The organism is Rhodococcus sp. BE178 (genome assembly GCF_050433545.1).
Taxonomy (GTDB): domain Bacteria; phylum Actinomycetota; class Actinomycetes; order Mycobacteriales; family Mycobacteriaceae; genus Prescottella.
Genome location: NZ_JBNPXA010000003.1, coordinates 63,616 through 81,800 on the forward strand (window position 1 = coordinate 63,616; position 18,185 = coordinate 81,800).

Annotated in this window: 16 protein-coding genes; 9 read left to right on the plus strand and 7 right to left on the minus strand. The window is 69.4% G+C overall.

Annotated features, from left to right (window positions below; translation table 11 throughout):
• Positions 1–11 precede the first annotated feature (11 nt).
• The 4 genes from J2X34_RS07225 to J2X34_RS07240 all read left to right on the plus strand — a co-directional run bounded on the left by J2X34_RS07225 (position 12) and on the right by J2X34_RS07240 (position 6,728).
• Positions 12–1,610, plus strand: coding sequence for a flavin-containing monooxygenase (locus J2X34_RS07225; protein WP_114718473.1), 1,599 nt, complete (start codon positions 12–14; stop codon positions 1,608–1,610).
• On the plus strand, positions 1,607–2,437 hold the full coding sequence (locus J2X34_RS07230; protein ID WP_114718472.1) for an SDR family NAD(P)-dependent oxidoreductase: 831 nt from the start codon (positions 1,607–1,609) through the stop codon (positions 2,435–2,437). The genes J2X34_RS07225 and J2X34_RS07230 overlap by 4 nt, the downstream gene beginning before the upstream one ends.
• A gap of 96 nt (positions 2,438–2,533) precedes the next feature.
• Positions 2,534–4,393: an HSP90 family protein gene (locus J2X34_RS07235; RefSeq protein WP_114718471.1), complete on the plus strand. Its 1,860-nt coding sequence runs from the start codon at positions 2,534–2,536 to the stop codon at positions 4,391–4,393.
• A complete protein-coding gene (locus J2X34_RS07240; protein ID WP_114718470.1) occupies positions 4,383–6,728 on the plus strand; it encodes a hypothetical protein in 2,346 nt (781 codons plus the stop codon). Before J2X34_RS07235 ends, J2X34_RS07240 begins: the two co-directional genes overlap by 11 nt.
• 23 nt (positions 6,729–6,751) lie before the next feature.
• Here the strand turns inward: J2X34_RS07240 and J2X34_RS07245 are convergent, their stop codons facing one another.
• Positions 6,752–7,642 carry an ABC transporter substrate-binding protein gene (locus tag J2X34_RS07245; protein ID WP_254622860.1) on the minus strand — a complete coding sequence of 297 codons (891 nt, stop codon included), beginning with the start codon at positions 7,640–7,642 and terminating at the stop codon, positions 6,752–6,754.
• Between the two features lie 201 nt (positions 7,643–7,843).
• Here J2X34_RS07245 and J2X34_RS07250 point away from each other — a divergent pair, with 201 nt between their 5' ends.
• From J2X34_RS07250 to J2X34_RS07265, 4 genes are read left to right on the plus strand one after another with little or no spacing between them, the layout of a single operon-like run.
• Positions 7,844–8,788, plus strand: coding sequence for an ABC transporter substrate-binding protein (locus J2X34_RS07250; protein WP_429516454.1), 945 nt, complete (start codon positions 7,844–7,846; stop codon positions 8,786–8,788).
• The gene (locus J2X34_RS07255) at positions 8,785–9,906 is read left to right on the plus strand and encodes an ABC transporter ATP-binding protein (RefSeq protein ID WP_114718467.1); all 1,122 of its coding nucleotides are present in this window, start codon (positions 8,785–8,787) and stop codon (positions 9,904–9,906) included. Before J2X34_RS07250 ends, J2X34_RS07255 begins: the two co-directional genes overlap by 4 nt.
• Positions 9,907–9,910: 4 nt before the next feature.
• On the plus strand, positions 9,911–10,597 hold the full coding sequence (locus tag J2X34_RS07260; protein ID WP_114718466.1) for an ABC transporter permease: 687 nt from the start codon (positions 9,911–9,913) through the stop codon (positions 10,595–10,597).
• 1 nt (position 10,598) lies between these two features.
• Positions 10,599–11,387, plus strand: coding sequence for an ABC transporter permease (locus J2X34_RS07265; RefSeq protein WP_254622859.1), 789 nt, complete (start codon positions 10,599–10,601; stop codon positions 11,385–11,387).
• Here the strand turns inward: J2X34_RS07265 and J2X34_RS07270 are convergent.
• Positions 11,314–12,768, minus strand: a complete 1,455-nt coding sequence (locus tag J2X34_RS07270; protein ID WP_114718465.1) for an MFS transporter — start codon at positions 12,766–12,768, stop codon at positions 11,314–11,316. The two genes, J2X34_RS07265 and J2X34_RS07270, sit on opposite strands and share 74 nt — an antisense overlap.
• Positions 12,769–12,902: 134 nt before the next feature.
• Here J2X34_RS07270 and J2X34_RS07275 point away from each other — a divergent pair, with 134 nt between their 5' ends.
• Entirely contained in the window at positions 12,903–13,367 is a 465-nt protein-coding gene (locus J2X34_RS07275) for a MarR family winged helix-turn-helix transcriptional regulator (protein ID WP_114718464.1), read from the plus strand.
• 91 nt (positions 13,368–13,458) lie between these two features.
• On the opposite strand, the gene J2X34_RS07280 is transcribed toward J2X34_RS07275, so the two are convergent.
• The 5 genes from J2X34_RS07280 to J2X34_RS07300 all read right to left on the minus strand — a co-directional run bounded on the left by J2X34_RS07280 (position 13,459) and on the right by J2X34_RS07300 (position 18,025).
• Positions 13,459–14,649: an NAD(P)-dependent malic enzyme gene (locus tag J2X34_RS07280; RefSeq protein ID WP_114718463.1), complete on the minus strand. Its 1,191-nt coding sequence runs from the start codon at positions 14,647–14,649 to the stop codon at positions 13,459–13,461.
• A 362-nt stretch (positions 14,650–15,011) separates the two neighbouring features.
• Positions 15,012–15,326, minus strand: coding sequence for a hypothetical protein (locus tag J2X34_RS07285; RefSeq protein WP_114718462.1), 315 nt, complete (start codon positions 15,324–15,326; stop codon positions 15,012–15,014).
• Positions 15,326–16,210 carry a PHP domain-containing protein gene (locus J2X34_RS07290; RefSeq protein WP_429516455.1) on the minus strand — a complete coding sequence of 295 codons (885 nt, stop codon included), beginning with the start codon at positions 16,208–16,210 and terminating at the stop codon, positions 15,326–15,328. Before J2X34_RS07290 ends, J2X34_RS07285 begins: the two co-directional genes overlap by 1 nt.
• 54 nt (positions 16,211–16,264) lie before the next feature.
• Entirely contained in the window at positions 16,265–16,852 is a 588-nt protein-coding gene (locus J2X34_RS07295) for a suppressor of fused domain protein (protein ID WP_114718460.1), read from the minus strand.
• Positions 16,853–16,882: 30 nt separating this feature from the next.
• Positions 16,883–18,025, minus strand: a complete 1,143-nt coding sequence (locus J2X34_RS07300; RefSeq protein ID WP_114718459.1) for a winged helix DNA-binding domain-containing protein — start codon at positions 18,023–18,025, stop codon at positions 16,883–16,885.
• Positions 18,026–18,185: the final 160 nt, after the last annotated feature.

An 18,185-nucleotide genomic window follows, 5' to 3' on the forward strand; every position in this document is an offset into this window, starting at 1 on the left:
CGCTCATCTACATGAGTCTTCCCGTCACAGATACTTCCGCCCGGGCGGCATCTCCGCGCCAGGTCGACACACTGATCATCGGCAGCGGCTTCGCCGGCCTCGGCGCGGCTATCAAGCTGACGCAGGCAGGCAAGCGCAACTTCCTCGTCCTCGAGCGCGGCGCCGACGTGGGCGGCACGTGGCGCGACAACACCTATCCCGGTGCGGCGTGCGACGTCCCGTCGCACCTGTACTCGTACTCGTTCGCACTCAATCCGGAGTGGACCCGCTCGTTCTCGCCACAGCCCGAGATCCAGCGCTACATCTCGTCGGTCGCCCGCAAGTACAACGTGCTCGACAGGCACGTGTTCGGGTGCGACGTGCTCTCGGCGCACTGGAACGAGGACACGGCCCGCTGGGACGTCCGCACGTCGAAGGGCGACTTCGAGGCCAAGATCGTCGTCTCCGCCGTCGGCGCGCTGTGCGAGCCGTCGCTGCCCGACATCAAGGGCATCGACGAGTTCGAGGGCGAGATCTTCCACTCCGCGCAGTGGAACCACGACGCCGACCTCACCGGCAAGCGGGTCGCGGTGATCGGCACCGGCGCGTCGGCGATCCAGATCGTGCCGCAACTCGCGCAGAAGGTCTCCCACCTCGACGTGTACCAGCGCACCGCGCCGTGGATCCTGCCGCGCGCGGACCGCGAGTACACCAAGGCGGAGCATCTCGCGTTCAAGTACCTGCCCGGTTTCCAGAAGCTCTGCCGCACCGGCATCTACTGGATGCGGGAGACTCAGGTCGTGGGTCTGGCGAAGGCCCCGATCTTCATGAAGCCGTTGCAGTTCGCGGCCGAGCGCCACCTGCGCCGTCAGATCGAGGACAGGGCGCTGCGCCGCAAGGTCACCCCCGACTTCCAGATCGGCTGCAAGCGCATGCTGATCTCGAACAACTACTACCCGGCGCTCGCGCAGTCGAACGTCGACGTGGTCACCGACGGCATCGCCGAGGTGCGCGCCGATTCCGTCGTCGACAGGAACGGCACGGTCCGGGAGGTGGACGCGATCGTGGTTGCCACCGGCTTCCACGTCACCGACTCCCCCACCTTCGCCGGCATCTTCGGCAAGGACGGACGCTCGCTGGCCGAGACGTTCGACGAGGGCGGACAGCAGGGATACAAGGGCTCCGCAATCGCGAACTACCCCAACATGTTCTTTCTCGTCGGCCCCAACACCGGACTGGGCCACTCGTCGATGGTGTTCATGATCGAGTCGCAGCTCAACTACGTCGTCGATGCGATCGACGCGATCGAGCGCTACGACATCGGCACCATCGAGGTCCGCAAGGACGTGCAGGACCGCTACAACCGGGAACTGCAGGACAAGCTGTCCAAGAGCGTGTGGAACAACGGTGGCTGCGCCAGCTGGTACCTCGACAAGCACGGCAACAACACCACGCTGTGGCCGGGCTTCACGTTCGAGTTCCGCAACATGACAAAGCAATTCGACCTCGGCGCGTACCGCAGCGTGACCACCGGCGACCTGCGGGTGCCCGCACCCGCGGCGGTGTCGACCGCAGCAGGCATCGATACCGAACTGACCGATCTCGACGACGACAAGGTGGCAGCACAGTGAGTGAATTCGCGGGCAAGGTCTGTGTCATCACCGGTGCGGGGTCCGGCATCGGCCGGGCCGTAGCACTGAACCTCGCCGGACAGGGCGCGAAACTCGCTCTCTCGGATATGGATCCGGCAGGCCTGGCGGAGACGGTACGACAGGTCGAGGCGCTCGGCGCGCACGTGAAGTCCGATCATCTCGACGTCACCCAGCGCGAGGCCGTCCTCGAGTACGCGGACGCCGTCGTGGCGCACTTCGGCAAGGTCAACCAGATCTACAACAACGCCGGCATCGCGTTCCACGGCGAGGTCGAGCGCTCGGAGTTCAAGGACATCGAGCGCATCATGGACGTCGACTTCTGGGGTGTCGTGAACGGCACCAAGGCGTTCCTGCCGCACGTGATCGCGTCCGGCGACGGACACATCGTCAATGTCTCGAGCCTGTTCGGACTGCTGTCGATTCCGGGCCAGAGCGCGTACAACGCAGCCAAGTTCGCGGTGCGCGGGTTCACCGAATCGCTGCGCCAGGAGATGCTGATCGCCAAGCACCCCGTGAAGGTGACGTGCGTGCATCCCGGCGGCATCAAGACCGCGATCGCCCGAAACGCGGCGGTGCCCGACGGCGACGACCAGGTCACCTTCGCCCAGTTCTTCGACAAGCACCTGGCCCGCACCACGCCCGAGGACGCCGCGAAGACCATCGTGAACGGAGTGCGAAAAGGCAAGGCGCGCGTGCTGATCGGTGCCGACGCCAAGTTCCTCGACGCCTGGGTGCGCATCGTCGGCCCGAGCTACCAGCGGGTGGTCGCGACGATCACCTCGCGCGTCCTGCCGAAGGCGAACTGACGGGCCGGTCCCGACTATCCGGCCGGCCGCCCCGGACCACCTGGGCCGATCGCGGCTGACCGAAATGTCGTTACCCCTCGCTAAGCTCTTCCCTCGATGACAACGAGAGCCGACGGCGGCAGCCGTCCATTCCAGGTACACCTCGGTGGGATCATCGAGCTTCTCAGCGCGAGCATCTACACCGGGCCGCAGGTCTTCATCCGTGAGCTCCTGCAGAACGGGTGCGATGCGATCGCGGCCCGTCGCGACCACGAACCCGGCCACGTCGGCACCATCCGGGTGCTGCCCGCAGACGAGGCCGGGGCCGTGTTCGCGGTCGAGGACGACGGCGTCGGACTGACCGCGGCCGAGGTGGGCGAGCTGCTCGCGACGGTGGGCCGCAGTTCCAAACGCGACATCCTCGATCTGCCACGCACCGACCGCCTCGGCCAGTTCGGGATCGGCCTGCTCAGCTGCTTCATGGTGAGCGACGAGATCCGGGTCCGGTCCCGGTCGGCCACCGGTGCGCCCGCCGTCGAATGGGTCGGCCGCACCGACGGCACGTTCACGGTGACCGAACTCGCCGACGATCTGCCGGTCGGAACCCGGGTCGAACTGTTCCCCCGCCCGGACTCCGCCGGACTCGTATCGCGCGCGGGGGCGTACGAGCTGGCAGACCGGTTCGGCCGGCACCTGCCGGTGCGGGTGACCGTGGCCGGTGAGACGGTGACCCGACCGGCGTCGTTCCTCGAGCGCACGACAGTCCCGTCGCCCGACCTGCGCGAGCTGGGCCGGGAGATCGTCGGTGCCGAGCCCTTCGCCACGATTCCGCTGCATGTCCCATCCACCGGCACCCGGGGCACCGCGTTCGTGCTGCCGTTCCAGCTCTCCCCCGGCCAACGGCAGTCGAGCCGCGTCTACCTGGGCGGCATGCTGCTGTCCGAGCGCATGGACGACCTCCTGCCGGACTGGGCGTTCTTCGTGCGGTCCGTCGTGGACACCACCGGGCTGCACCCGACGGCCTCCCGCGAGTCCCTGATCGAGGACACCGCGCTCGAGGAGACTCGTGCCGAGCTGGGTGCCGCGGTTCGCCGCTGGGTCATCGGTCTGGCGGCGGAATCGCCGCACCGGCTGGCGGCGTTCCTGTCCGTGCACCACCTCGCGTTGCGGGCGCTCGTCCTCCACGACGACGAACTGGCCCGGTTCATCGTCCCCCACCTGCCGATCGAGACCACCGAGGGGCAGACGACCTTCGGCGAGGCCGCCCGCCGCGGCACGGTGCGGTACACCCGGACCGTCGACGAGTTCCGGCAGCTGGCCGGGATCGCCCGCCCCGGCGCTCCGATCGTCAACGGCGGCTACGTCTACGACGCGGAGATCGCGGCCCGGCTGCCGGAGTTCGTGCCCGGTGCCGCAGTCGAGATCGTCACCGTGGCAGACGAAATCGATCACCTCGACGTGCCGCCGCTGTCCGAGCGGGCCGCGTCCCGCCGCCTGCAGGAGCGTGCCGACGCCGCGCTGGCGGACCTCGACTGCGCGACCGCGGTACGGGCGTTCCAGCCGGAAACCGTCCCGGCCCTGTACGTCGCGGACGAGGCGGTGCTCCGGAACCTGCGGCGCGAGCAAGCCGGCGAGTCGGCCGGTGGGTTCTGGGCCGATGTCCTCGGCCGGGTGGAGGACGCAGCGGCGGCCTCCGGTGCCGACGCCTCCGGTCGGCTGGCCCTGAACTGGCGAAATCGGTTGGTGCGTACCCTCGCCGCAGTCGACGACGATGCGGTGCTGTCGCGGGCGGTGCGGATCCTCTACGTCCAGGCACTGCTCGCCGGGCACCGGCCGCTGCGGGCGACCGATCGCTCGGCCCTGACCGACGCCATGACCGACATCGTGCACCTGTCCGTCGGTCTCGACGCGGGCGTCGTCACCGATCCCGGACCGCACTCCCCCTCCACCATCGACAAGGACGACCATGCCGACTGAGACCACCCTCGACGCACTGATCAGCGAGATCGACTCGACGGCCTACGGACCGGCGGAACGCGAACTCATCGAGCGGGCGATCACGCTCGCCGAGGAGACCGGCGACGAGGCCGCCGCCTACGCCGTGCGGATGCGCCTGATCCAGTCCGCCTCCATGACGGGCGACACCGACGCCTTGCTCACCGCATTCGCGTGGTGTGTCGGGCGAAACGCCGCCGACCCGGCCACCTTCCCCACCGAGGTCGACGACCACGACCTGCTGTGGTTCCACAAGTGGATCGCCGACGCGCTCGCCTCGAACCCGATGTTCCCGCGGGCGACGATCGCCGAGTCGATCGAGCAGATGGAGATCGCGTACCGGCAGGCCGGCGTCGGCCTGTCCGGGGTGGTGCAGACCCGGTTCTGGCAGGCATTCGAGGCAGGCCGGATCGAGGAGGCCGCCCGCTACCTGGAGGAGCTGGGACGGACCCCGCGCGACGACTACAGCCACTGCGAGGCGTGCGTTCGTTCCGAGGAGGCCCAGTTCCGACTCGCCACCGGGGACCTCGAGGCCGGACTGGCCGTCGTCCAGGAGATGCTGGACCAGGACATGGGGTGCGCCGACGAACCGGAGCGGGCGATGGCCCACACGCTGGTGCCGCTGCTCCAGGTCGGCCGTCTCGACGATGCCGAGCAGATGCACATGCGGGGCTACCGACTCGCACGCCGCAACGTCGACAACATCGACATGGTCGGGCAGCACCTGATCTTCCTCTCGGTCACCGGAAACGCTCAGCGCGCCCTGGAGATGCTCGAACGGCACATCGGCTGGCTGGCGCACGACAACCTCAACGCGATCGCGCACCTCGACGCCCTCACCGCCTTCGCGGTGACGTGCACGGCGGCCGACCGTGCCGGGCTCGGACACGAGCACGTCCGCGGGGCCGGCGCGGAGCCCCTCCGCCGGTTCTTCGGCGCGCACACCGGCGCCTGGACCGTCGCCGAACTGGCACAGTCATCCTGGCGTGCCGCCGAGGAACTCGCGACCCGATTCGACGAGCGCAACGGCACCGAGCGCCGCAGCGAGAAGGTCGCCGCCGCAAGGACTCTGGCTGGGCAGCACTGGGACCTGCCGATCGGCACGACGCACGTTGTGCCAGCTCCTCCCGCCTCGGCTGACCCGGCCGCGACGACGGCCTTCGTCGACGAGGTGACAGGCTCGGGCCCGCTGGACGAGCAGGTCGACACGATCCTGGGTGCCGAGGGCGGGGAGGCGGCGCTCGCCTGGCTCGAGTCCGAACTGACCCCGACAACCGCGCCCGGACGCCGCGCGGTGCTGTTGCGGTTGCTGGCCCAACTACTGGCTGGGGGCGGCCGGTTCGAGGAGGCGCTGACCGCGGTCGACGCCGCGCTCGACCTGTCCGTTACCCACGCTGCCCGGTCCGTGACCGCCCCGCTGGCTGCCCTGAGCGCCCAGATCTGCGACGACCTGGGCCGGCTGGACGAGGCGGCCGGCCGACTGCGCCTGGCCACGCGCGAGGCGGATCTGGCCGGCACCGAGTCCGTCGGCCACCGCTACCGGCTCGGCGTGACGCTCGTACGGTCCGGACACCCCGACGAGGCCGTCGACGAACTCACGACGGTGGCGGAGATCGAGGAAGCCCGGGACACCGAGCCCGCATCCCGTGCCCTGACCCTCCTGTGGCTCGGCTACGCGAGGCGCGACGCCGGCGAGCCGGGGGCAGCGGTCGCGGTGTGGGCCGAAGGCCGGGAGCTGGCCCGGGCGGGCGAGGACTATGCGGTGGCGGCACGGGTCGGCAAGGAACTCGGGCTTCTGATGATGCAGTTCGACGACGAGGACGCCGTCGAAGCCCTCGACGACGCGGTCGAGGACGCCCGGAAACTCACCGATCAGCCGGACGCACTCGCCGACCTCCTGCACGCACGTGGGCGGGCTCGGTGCCAGTTCGCCGACGAGGACGGGCTCGAGGACCTACGGGCCGCGGCCGAACACGCCGACCCCTGGACCCGTGCGGACATCGAGGACTCGACGGCTCGGGCACTGTCCCAGCTGGGCCGGTTCGACGAGGCGGTACGGACGGGGCTCGCGGCCTCCGATGCCTACGCCGCAGCCGAGGACGTCGTCGGCTCCGGCAGCGCACTGATCGTCGTCGCGCAGGCGTTGCTGTCGACCGACCGCCACGAGGAGGCCCTCGCGGTGCTCGCCGACGCCGCGCCGCGGGTGACCGAGGCGCCGCGGCTCGCGGTCCGGGTCGCGCTGATGGAGGGCGACGCCCACGAAGCTCTCGGCCGGCACGACGCCGCCGCGGCAGCGCGGGCACGGGTGGGAGGCTGACGACGGCCGACCCCGCGGGGCCGTCAGATGTGCTCGGCGAGCCACTCCCCCGCGGCGTCGGCCGAGGTGATCTCGCCGCCGCGGACCCGCCCGGCCATGTCCGTGAGGTCCGCGGTGGTGAGTTGCAGGACCACGCTGAGCCCCTTGACGTCGTCGGCCCGCAGCACCCCGCTGCGGAAGAGCGGCACCACGTTCTGCGCGGTGAACGCGTCCTTCGTGTCGGCGAGAACGACGAGCTCGTCCCGCGCGACGTCGGGTGCGGCGGCCGTGGTGCCGCCGACGGGTGACGCGCCGACGATCAGTTCACGGGCCGCGTCGGAGGTCGAACGGACCGGGACGACGGTCCCGAACGTGCACCCGTAGGCCGATCGGAGACCCGAGAGCGCCTGCGCATCCTCGCGGAACGTGTCGGATGCGTACAGCGTCATGCCTGCGCACGCGGAAGCGATGTCGTCGATCGACCGGGCACCGAGGTCGTCGGCCTGTGCCGCGGACAGCGCCAGCGCGGACCGGTCGTCGGCCGGCGAGTAGTCGGACACCGTAAGGCCTTCGGGCAGAGACTTGTTGAGCGCCTCGAATACGTCCTCGGCGTCGGTGACATCGGCGTCCGGATCGAACCAGTGCAGGAGGCGCCCGGTGTGCTCCGGCACCAGTGCCACCCGGTTCGCGTCGAGGGCGGCGACGCGGTCGGCGCGGTCTCCCAGCCCCAGCACGACTTCGGTGCTGCGCCCGGCAGCTTCGAGCGCGCCCGCGTACAACCGGGCGACGAGTTCGCTCTCGACCGTGTCCGAGGCGCCGACGACGACCGGTTCGGGTGTCTCGGGTCCCCCGACGCTGCTGCCGGTGTCCACACCGCAGGCCGTCACGACCGCGAGCAGCGCAGCGATCGTCAACCGCGCCGCGAACCTGCCCACGCGCCCATTTCCGTTCGGTGACACCGTGTCCCTCTCCGCTCTGCTGCGGTGCGAACCGGCACCTGTCGGTACCGCGCACTTGTCGTACCTATCGTTACACTGACTTCGCGCACCATCACGAGCGGTCGAGAGATCCGGCTTGTCACCGCACGGCTCCGCTCCCCTGGGCGGCCGCCACGCCGGATCCGATGGAAGGACGACATGAAGAGTTCTCGGATCCACAGGCTCGCGGGCGTCGCAGTCGCGGCGTCACTGGCACTCCTCACGGCGTGCGGCAGCAGCGACCCGCTCGAAAGCCATGGATCGAGCGGTGGTGACCCCAACTCGATCGTCGTCGGCTCCGCCAACTTCCCCGAGTCGGAGACGGTCGGCTTCGTCTACGCCGAGGCGCTGCGGGCCAACGGTTTCGACGTGCAGACCAAGATGAACATCGGTTCCCGGGAGATCTACGTCCCGGCCCTGCGCGACGGTTCGCTCACGCTCATTCCCGACTACACCGGGAATCTCCTCGACTACATCGACCCGTCCTCGACGGCCACGACCGCCGAGGAAATCGACGCCGCCCTGCCCGCTGCGCTCGCGCCGGATCTCGCGATCACCACACCCGCACCGGCCGAGGACAAGGACGCCGTCGTGGTGACGCGCGAGACGGCCGAGAAATGGAACCTGACGTCGATCGCCGACCTCGCCGCGCATTCGGCGGAGGTGAAGTTCGCGGCGCCGGCCGAGTTCCAGGAGCGCGCGGTGGGTCTTCCGGGCCTGCGCGAGAACTACGGACTCGAGATCTCGCCGTCCAACTTCGTTCCGATCGCCGACGGCGGTGGCCCCACGACGGTGAAGGCGCTGACGTCGGGACAGGTGACCGCCGCGAACATCTTCACGACCTCACCCGCGATCGAGGCGAACGATCTGGTGGTGCTGGCCGATCCGAAGAGCAACTTCCCGGCGCAGAACGTGGTACCGCTGCTGCGTGCATCCGCGAAGACCGAGCAGTTGGCGCGCGTCCTGGACGCGGTGTCGGCGAAGCTCACCACCGAGGAGTTGGTGGGCCTCAACGACGCCGTATCGGGCGACAGCAAGACCGAACCGGAGGCCGCGGCGAAGCAGTGGGTCGCACGGCAGGGATTGGACGCTCCCGTCTCGTGATCTCGTTCTCCGGTGTCACCAAACGTTTTCCCGACGGCACGGTGGCCGTCGACGACCTCGACCTGAAGATCGACGAAGGCTCGTTCACGGTGTTCGTCGGCCCGTCCGGGTGCGGCAAGACGACGTCGATGCGGATGATCAACCGGATGGTGCTGCCCACCGCGGGAACCGTCACCGTCGACGGTCAGGACGTGGCCGCGACGGACGCCGTCCGACTGCGACTCGGCATCGGGTACGTCATCCAGAGCGCCGGCCTGCTGCCGCACCGCACCGTCGTCGACAACGTCGCGACCGTTCCGGTGCTGCGCGGCGACTCGCGCCGCGCAGCGCGGCGGGTCGCGCTCGAGGTGCTCGAACGCGTGGGCTTGGACCCGGCGCTGGCCGGACGGTATCCGGGCCAGCTGTCCGGCGGTCAGCAGCAGCGGGTGGGCGTGGCCCGGGCATTGGCGGCCGATCCCCCGATCCTGTTGATGGACGAGCCGTTCAGCGCGGTGGATCCGGTGGTACGGGCCGATCTGCAGTCGGAGATGCTGCGGCTGCAGTCCGAGCTGCGCAAGACCATCGTATTCGTCACCCACGACATCGACGAGGCCGTCCGGCTCGGCGACCGGCTCGCGGTGTTCGGCCCGCACGGCCGCCTGCAGCAGTTCGACACGCCGCGCAGCGTACTCTCGGCGCCCGCAACCGATTTCGTTGCCGACTTCGTGGGGCACGATCGGGGGTACCGCGGATTGTCCTTCCGCAGCGCCGACACGGTGGAGCTGCGCGAGATCCGCCGCGTGCGCGAATCCGAAGCCGCGACAACCACGCTCGGCCCCGACGAATGGGCGTTGATCGTCACCGCCGACGACCGCCCCCAGGGTTGGATCGACGCGGCCGGGGTCGACGCCGTCCGCACCGGACGCACCGTCGCGGACGCGACCGCGGCCGGCGGTTCGCTGTTCACGGTCGGCACGGACCTGCGCCGGGCCCTCGACGCCGCCATCTCCTCGCCCTCCGGGATCGGTGTCGCGGTGGACGAGCGCGGTGTGGTCGCCGGGGGCATCGACGCGGCCGACGTGATCGCCCGGCTGGCCGAGCAGCGGCGCGAAGAGGACCGACTGCGGAACGGCCGGTGATCGTGTGCGCTGGCTGATCGACAACTTCTCGCACGTGCTGGAACTGACCCGCACACACCTCTATCTGGCGCTGCTTCCGCTCCTGATCGGTCTGGTGATCGCGGTGCCGGTCGGCACCGCGATCCGGGGTGTCCGCTGGCTGCGCCGCACCACCCTCGTCGCCGCGAGTATCGCGTTCACGATCCCGTCGCTGGCGCTGTTCGTGACCATTCCGAGTGTGTTCGGGCTGAGCGTCCTCGACCCGAACAACGTCGTGATCGCGCTGAGCGTGTACTCCACCGCGCTGCTGATCCGTGTGGTTCCGGAGGCGTTGGACGCGGTGCCGGACGATGTCGTGGACGCCGCGACCGCGATCGGGTTCACGCCGCTGCGCCGCGCGCTCACCGTCGAACTCCCCCTGGCCCTGCCCGTCCTGATCGCGAACGTCCGGGTCGTGGCCGTCACCAACATCTCGCTCGTGTCGGTCGGCTCGCTGATCGGAGTGGGCGGCCTGGGTGAGCTGTTCACGAAGGGCTACCAGCGGGACTACCCGGACCAGATCGTGGCCGGCATCATCGCGATCGTCGCGCTGGCGCTGATCTTCGACGCCGCGCTGTACGTCCTGGGTCGGCTGCTCACGCCGTGGGAGCACGGCCCGCGCCCCGATCGTTCCCGGCGCGACACCCTCGAGTTGTCCGAGGGGCCGGCCTGACATGTTCACGAGCGCATGGGACTTCATCGTCGACCCCGCCAACTGGCAGGGTCCTACCGGGATCGGCGCCCGGATCCTGCAGCATCTCTGGTACAGCCTGCTGGCGGTCGTGTTCGCGGCGGTGATCGCGGTGCCGGCAGGTCTGGCGATCGGTCACTTCCGCCGCGGCGAGATCGTCGTCGTGGGCGTGGTGAACGCGCTGCGGTCCCTGCCCACCCTGGGCGTGCTCACACTGCTGGTACTGCTACTGGGGCTGGGGTTGGTGCCGCCGATCCTCGCGCTGGTCCTGCTCGGTATCCCGCCGCTGCTGGCCGGCACGTACGCGGGCGTCGCGAACGTGGACCGGACCGTGGTGGACGCCGCGGAGGCGATGGGGATGACGCCGCTGCAGGTGCTGGTGCGGGTCGAGATCCCCAACGCGCTGCCGTTGATCCTCGGCGGGCTGCGCAGCGCGACCCTGCAGGTGATCGCCACCGCGACCGTCGCCGCGTACGTCAATCTGGGTGGCCTCGGCCGCTACATCTTCGACGGACTGGCGTTGCGCAGCTACGACCGCGTCCTGGTCGGCGCGATCCTGGTGGCGGTGCTGGCTCTGATCGTCGACGGCGTGCTGGCCGCGGCGGTGTGGGCGTCGGTGCCCGGCACCGGGCGCCTGCGCCGCCCCTACATCGCACCGAGCACCGCACCGACCGTCCCCACCGACTCCGAAGCTCCCGTCACAGTCGGTCCGCAGCCGGACCCTCGCGGGGGATCGCTGCGGCGAACGCGACCGCCGATACGCCGGCGATGACTGCGATGACGAACGCCGTCGTGAAACCGCGTTCGCTCGGGAGTTCTCCTGCACCGAAGCCGGTGGTGATGAGCGTCGTCGACAGGATGGCCGTCGTCACGGCACTCGAGATCGACGTTCCCAGGGAGCGTCCGAGAGTGTTGATTCCGTTCGCCTGGCCGGACTGGGCCCGGTCGACGTGCAGGAGAATCAGAGCGGGCGCCGCGGAGAAGCAGAACGCGACGCTACCCATGATGAGCATGCTCGCCGCGACCAACTGCCAGAGCTGACCATGGAACGGTACGAGAAACACGTACCCGGCGGCGAACCCGCTCGCGCCGATGACCATCGTGATCTTCGGGCCGAACCGCTCCGACACCCGCGCCGCGATGCCCGGCATCGTCAGCGACACCAGGCCGCTCGGGGCGACACAGAGACCCGTGAAGACGAGGGACTTCCCCAGTCCGAATCCCGTCTGGGTCGGTAGCTGCATCAACTGAGGCTGCGCGAGCAGGATCACGTACATACCGATTCCGACCGCGATCGTGGCCAGGTTCGTGAACAGGATCGGGCGGGTCGCGGTCGTACGCAGGTCGAGCAACGGCGCACTGATCCGCAACTCGTACCACCCCCACAACGCGAGCACGATCACGGAACCGGCGAGTGTGCCGATCGTCGCCGCGGAACCCCATCCCCACAGGTTTCCGTTGCTGAGGGCGATCAGGAGGCCGATCACGCCGATACTCAGCCCCACTGCGCCCACGACATCGACTCGCGTGCCCGGCCGCCCGGTCGTTTCCGGCACGACGGCGACGATGCCGGCCAGAGCGATGAGGCCGAGAACCACACACGCACCGAACAACCCGCGCAGCCCGACGAACTCGGCGGCCACGGCGCTCACCGTGAAGCCGAGAGCACCGCCCACACCCACCATCGCGCTGACCAGGCTGACGGACTTGAACACGCGGTCGCCGTGCACGAACGAACGCAACGCACTGATGCCCAGGGGGATCATCGCCATCGTGACGCCCTGGAGGACACGGGCGACGATCATCGGACCGACTGTCGTCGCCGATGCGCCGATCGCCGATCCGGCAACCATGCAGGCCATGGCGATGACCATCATCCGCCGCTGACCGTAGAGGTCACCGAGACTGCCGAACAGCACACTGCTGATCGCTCCCGACAGGAGCATCGCGGTCACCATCCACGAAGTCGCACCGGACGATGCGTTCAGCATTTCGGGGAGCTCCGGCAGCATCGGGACGACGAGGGCCTGCATCATCGTGCCCAGCAGCGCCGAGAAGGCGATGACGGGCACGGTCATTCTCGAGCGCTTCCCGTCGGCGTCGTCGTCGCGATCCGCGTCGAGGCGGCCTCGGTCCGTGTTGGTCGGCCGCACTGCCCGCAACGGTCCATCCCTTCTCTCTGGAGTCGGCTGAACCGGAAGGCGAGCCGAACCATTTATATCAGGTCCCTGATAAGGCACCTGATATAGACTGCCGGCAACGGCACGACGAACTCGAGGAGACCACCGTGGCGGACTATCTGTCCGACCTTCTCTCGCAACCGGATCCGACCGGACTCGACAACCTTCATCACCGACTCCGGTATGTCTCCCAACTCGCGCTACGCGTCGTCGACGACGAGATGGCGACGATCGATCTCACGATCGCGAGGTACACGGTGCTCGCGGCGATCAAGCGCCACCCAGGTGTTTCGGGCGCGGCGCTGGCGAACACGACGCTGCAGACGCCCCAGTCCCTCACGAGCATGGCCGCGATCCTGGAACGCGACGGCCTGATCCTCCGCACCCCGGGCAAGGGGAGGATCATCGGTCATTCCCTCACCGACGCGGGCGAAACGGCCGCCGCCGCAGGCCGGGACATCCTGGAGGACTTCCACGGTCGGCTGGTCGAGGAACTCGGCGCCGAGCGAGTGCGACGCCTCAATGCCGACCTCGACGCGTTCGCTGCGGCGCTACTCGCGCAACGACGTTGACGGGGACCGGGCCAGAACACGAAAACGCTCGGCCGGGGAACCCCGGCCGAGCGTTTCGCTGATCCGATAGACGCGATGCGCCCTGGACGTCCTACGCGACACCCTCGTCCTTGGCCGCCTGCGCGACCGCCGCGGCGACCGCCGGGGCAACCCGCGGGTCCAGCGGGCTCGGGACGATCTTGTCGACCGCGAGCTCGTCGCCGAGCACCGACAGGATCGCCTCCGCGGCTGCCAGCTTCATGCCCTCGGTGATCCGGCGCGCACCGGCGTCCAGGGCGCCCTTGAAGACACCGGGGAACGCGAGCACGTTGTTGATCTGGTTCGGGAAATCGCTGCGGCCCGTCGCGACGATCGCGGCGTACTTGCTCGCGATGTCGGGGTGGATCTCGGGATCCGGGTTCGACATCGCGAAGATGATCGACTCGGGAGCCATCGTCGCGATGATCTCCTCGGGCACCGTGCCCGCCGAGACACCCAGGAACACGTCGGCGCCGTCGAGTGCCTCGACGATCCCACCGGTGCGTCCGGCCGGGTTGGTGCGAGCAGCGAGGTCGGCCTTGATCTCGTTGAGATCGCCGCGGTCGCTCGAGACGATGCCCTTCGAATCCAGGACGGTCACGTCGGGCACACCCGCAGCGAGCAGGATGTTGGCGCACGCGACACCGGCTGCACCGGCACCGGAGATCACCACGCGCAGACCCTCGATCCCGCGGTTCTGGACCTTCGCGGCACCGCGCAGCGCCGCGAGCGCCACGATGGCCGTGCCGTGCTGATCGTCGTGCATCACGGGGCAGTCCAGCGCCTCGATGACGCGGCGCTCGATCTCGAAGCAGCGCGGCGCCGAGATGTCCTCGAGGTTCACTGCGCCGAAACTCGGGCGCAGACGGATCAGGGTCTCGACGATCTCGTCGGGATCCTTGGTGTCGAGCACCAGCGGGATCGAGTTGAGGCCCGCGAAGTTCTTGAACAGCGCCGACTTGCCCTCCATGACGGGAAGCGAGGCGCGCGGGCCGATGTCGCCGAGGCCCAGAACCGCGGTGCCGTCGCTCACGACGACGACGAGCCGGCTGGTCCACGTGTAGCGATCGGCCAGCGTCTCGTCGGCGTGGATCGCACGGCTGACCTGCGCAACACCGGGGGTGTACGCGATCGACAGCGCACGCTGGGAATCGAGGGGCGCGGTCGTCTCAACTGAGAGCTTGCCACCGATGTGGCCCGCGAAAATTTCCTCGTCGGTGATTTCGACCTTTGGCGTTACGGAAGCTTCAGACACAGGGGACACGATGACACTCCTCTTGAGGCCAGACTCACTCGGGTCCTGGTTACTGAGAAGTAACCGTCTCGGCAAGATGAAAACGAGACAGCACTTCGAAACACAGGATTTGATCGGTTGCAGCTACCGGGGCGCGCGATCGCTGCACTACTGCCGGAGCGTGATGGCGCCGGGCGGGGTGGGCCCTGGCTCAAGTTCTGCCACCTGGAGAACTCCAACGAAGGGCGGTAGCACCCACGTGGAGTGCAGTAATTCTGCACCATCGGGAGGCAGGAATCAAATCCGTCAGATCGGTCGAAACCTCACCGAAAAGTGGTTCTACCTGTGAGGACGCACAGTGTCGCGCGCCGGATGGCGACGAAAGTGGGCGGTCAGGACCACCACTGGCTCCACAGCAACAGCCCGGTGATCGCCAGCGCCGCGATCGCCGACATCACCGCGGCTCCCCCGCGGCGCCGATCCGCGAACACCTGGAGCCCGACAACGGCGACACTCGCCAGCACGTGCGCGGTGATCGACTCGCCGCCCGGCCCGGGGAAACCGCGGTCCGACGCGAGGTACGCGGTACCGATCACGACGAGCGTGAGGACCACGACGCCGCCCGCCACGACACCGGACAGCCCCCGCAGGGCACGCACCGCCCACGAGTCACCCCGACGACGGACGCCGTCGAATCCGTCCCGCATCACCGGCCGGATCCCCCGATCGTGACGTCGCTGCCGGAGAGCACCGGCACTCCACTCGCCCGCGCCACCAGCGCCTCGAACTCGCCGGGATCGGTGGTGTGCCGGCCGAGCTCGATGGTCTTGTTCGACCCGTGGTAGTCCGACGACCCGGTGGTGATCAGATCCAGTTCGGACGCCAGCGACCGCAGGACCGCGACGTCGTGCTCGTCGTGATCGGGGTGATCGACCTCGAGTCCACCCAGACCGCGCTCGGCGAGTACACGGATGTGGTCGAGCGACAGCAGCCGTCCGCGCGTGCGGGCCCGGGCGTGCGCGATCACACTCACCCCGCCGGCACCGGCGACCATCTGGACCGCGTGCTCGAGCGGGGTGTCGACCTTGTGCACGTAGTAGCGGCTCCGGGTGGACAGCAGATCGGTGAACGCCTCGCCGACGCTGGCGACCACGCCGGCACGGACCAGCGCCTGCGCCAGGTGCGGCCGTCCGACAGCGGGGCCGGCGTCGGCCATCAGCTCGTCGGGATCGATCGGAAGCCCGTCGTCGGCCATCCGTGTCGCCATCGCACGCAGCCGCGCCACCCGCTCCCCGCGCAGGCGCTCGCGCTCGACGGCGAATTCGCGCGCGCTCGGATCGAACAGGTAGGCCAGCAGGTGCACGGCCACCGGACGCCCGTCCTCGCCCCGCCCCTCGCACGACATCTCCATGCCCCGCACCAACTGCATTCCGGCGGGAAGGGCGGCCGCCGCGTCGCTCCAGCCTGCGGTGGTGTCGTGGTCGGTGATCGCGAGTACGTCGACTCCGGCCCGCGCCGCGGCGTGCACCAGTTCCGTCGGCGTGTCCGTGCCGTCGGAGGCGGTCGAGTGGGTGTGGAGATCGATACGCACCGGTCCAGTGTGTCAGGTCCGAAAGATGTGCGCTGCGCCCGCTTTACCGGCGGGTCACAAGGCGGCGGCGCCCCGATCGGGGTCGCGCACGTCGATTCCGGCCTCCGCCCAGGCCTCACGCAGCGCGGCGGCGCCGCGCAGACGCACCCACGCCGCCTCGGTTCCGGTCAACGGCACCACCGAGAGGAACTGGACGGGGTCCAGAGGTTCGGGCAGCACCAGGTCCGGGATCTCGCTGGGCCCCAGCAGAACCGCGGTGAACGGCACGCCCTTCCACAGCGGCTCCCCCAGGTCGATCAGGCCGTCCGGCTTGAGGACCACGCCCTCGACGGACGGTGCAGCGGCGAGGACGGCCAGCGTGCGGTGCACGCCGGACGCGACGCCCGCGCCGCCGACGAGGCTGAGCACCAGTTCGGCGCGCGGACCACGTGTCGGGTCGGCGATCATGTCGCTCGGATCGCCCATCGGGTGCCGCGAGCACCCCAGGCTCGCGTAGCGGACCGGACCATCACCGTCGCCGGGGTAGCGGAGGACATCGACGGGTTCGACTCCGAGGAACGTCACGGACGCAGCGGTCGGCTCCGGCCCGCCGATGTATTCGTCGAGATGTGCGCGTACGGCGGAGATAACGCTGTCAGTCACACACCCATCTAACACCCGGGCGCGCGAGGCTCACTCCGCTCGCCCGATCCGCACATCGAACGTCTCGGCCTCCGGGTGGGCGAAGCGCAGCAGACGCCGCCCTTCCGCCTCCACGGCCGCCGCGTGGGTGCGGGCGAGGGTCCGGAAGGTCGAGACCTCGAGCACCGCGGTCGCACCCTCCATCCGCGCTGCGATCCATCCGGCGACAGTGCCGCCGACGAGCAGCGCGGGCTTGACGATCCCGTTCTGCGTGAACAGCGCCCGCCTGTGCTCGTCGGCGAGGAAACGCGTGCGATCGGCGTACGAGAGCAGCATGTTGTCGTACGGCGCGAGGAACCGCACCGGGGCCGGGACCGAGGCGTCGGGCCGCGGAGCGTCCGGAAGGTCGAACAGCTCGGCCCCCGCCTCCGACGAGAATCGTTCGAGCCCGGGCCGCAGGCGGTCGACCACCTCCCCCAGCCGGGTGAGGCCGGACCAGGCCTGGACATCGCGCACGCTCGCGGGACCGTACGCCGCGAGGTACCGGAGCACCATCTGCTCCACCGAGGGGGCCGACGCGGCGGACCTGCCCACCCACGAGTCCAGTGTGGTGCACACCGCAGACCCCGACCGGCCCCACAGTCCGCGGGGTGGAAGCTGCACGAGCGGGACCAGCCCGCGCACCCCGTGCGCGAGGGCGTTCGGGTCACGTCCGGGCCAACACTCGGCCAGCAGCGGGCGCAACTGTGCCATCGTGCGGGGCTCTTGCTCGACGAGTCGCCGTCCGACCGCCGCGAGTTCGACCCGGTCGATTCCGGCCAGGTGCGGGGCGTGTTGCGTAGTGGTGTCGAGATCGCGGTCGAAGAGCGGCTGGACGAGAGCCCGGAGCGCGAACGCATCGTCGGCGGTCACCAGATGGACGGTGCCACGCATCAAGGCGATGCGGACCACCTCGCCGCGTTCGATCAGCCTGGCGAGATGCTCGGGCCGAAATCCCTTCAGCCGCGACCACAACGCGAAGTACGGCGCCGACGGGGACTGCGCCTGGACGCCGTACAGGTGCTCCACCGTCGTGAGCGTGTCGCCGGCGCTGCGCCGCAGTAGGTGCTGACGCGCGAGCGTTGCCCGCCCTGCCGAACGCTGCGACAACGCGTGGGGCCGAACGGTGGTCGGGCTCGGGCGTCGAACGTTCATGGGCTCGAACCTACTTCGATCCTCTCCCGACCACAGGGAAGCCGACTGGACATCCCCTACCCGACGCACTAGTTAGATGAATTAACCAATTTGCACTCCCCCTTGCCTCGCGCACACCTTGCTCCGCCCTTTGCTCGATCTCGTTCAGATTCGTCCAGGA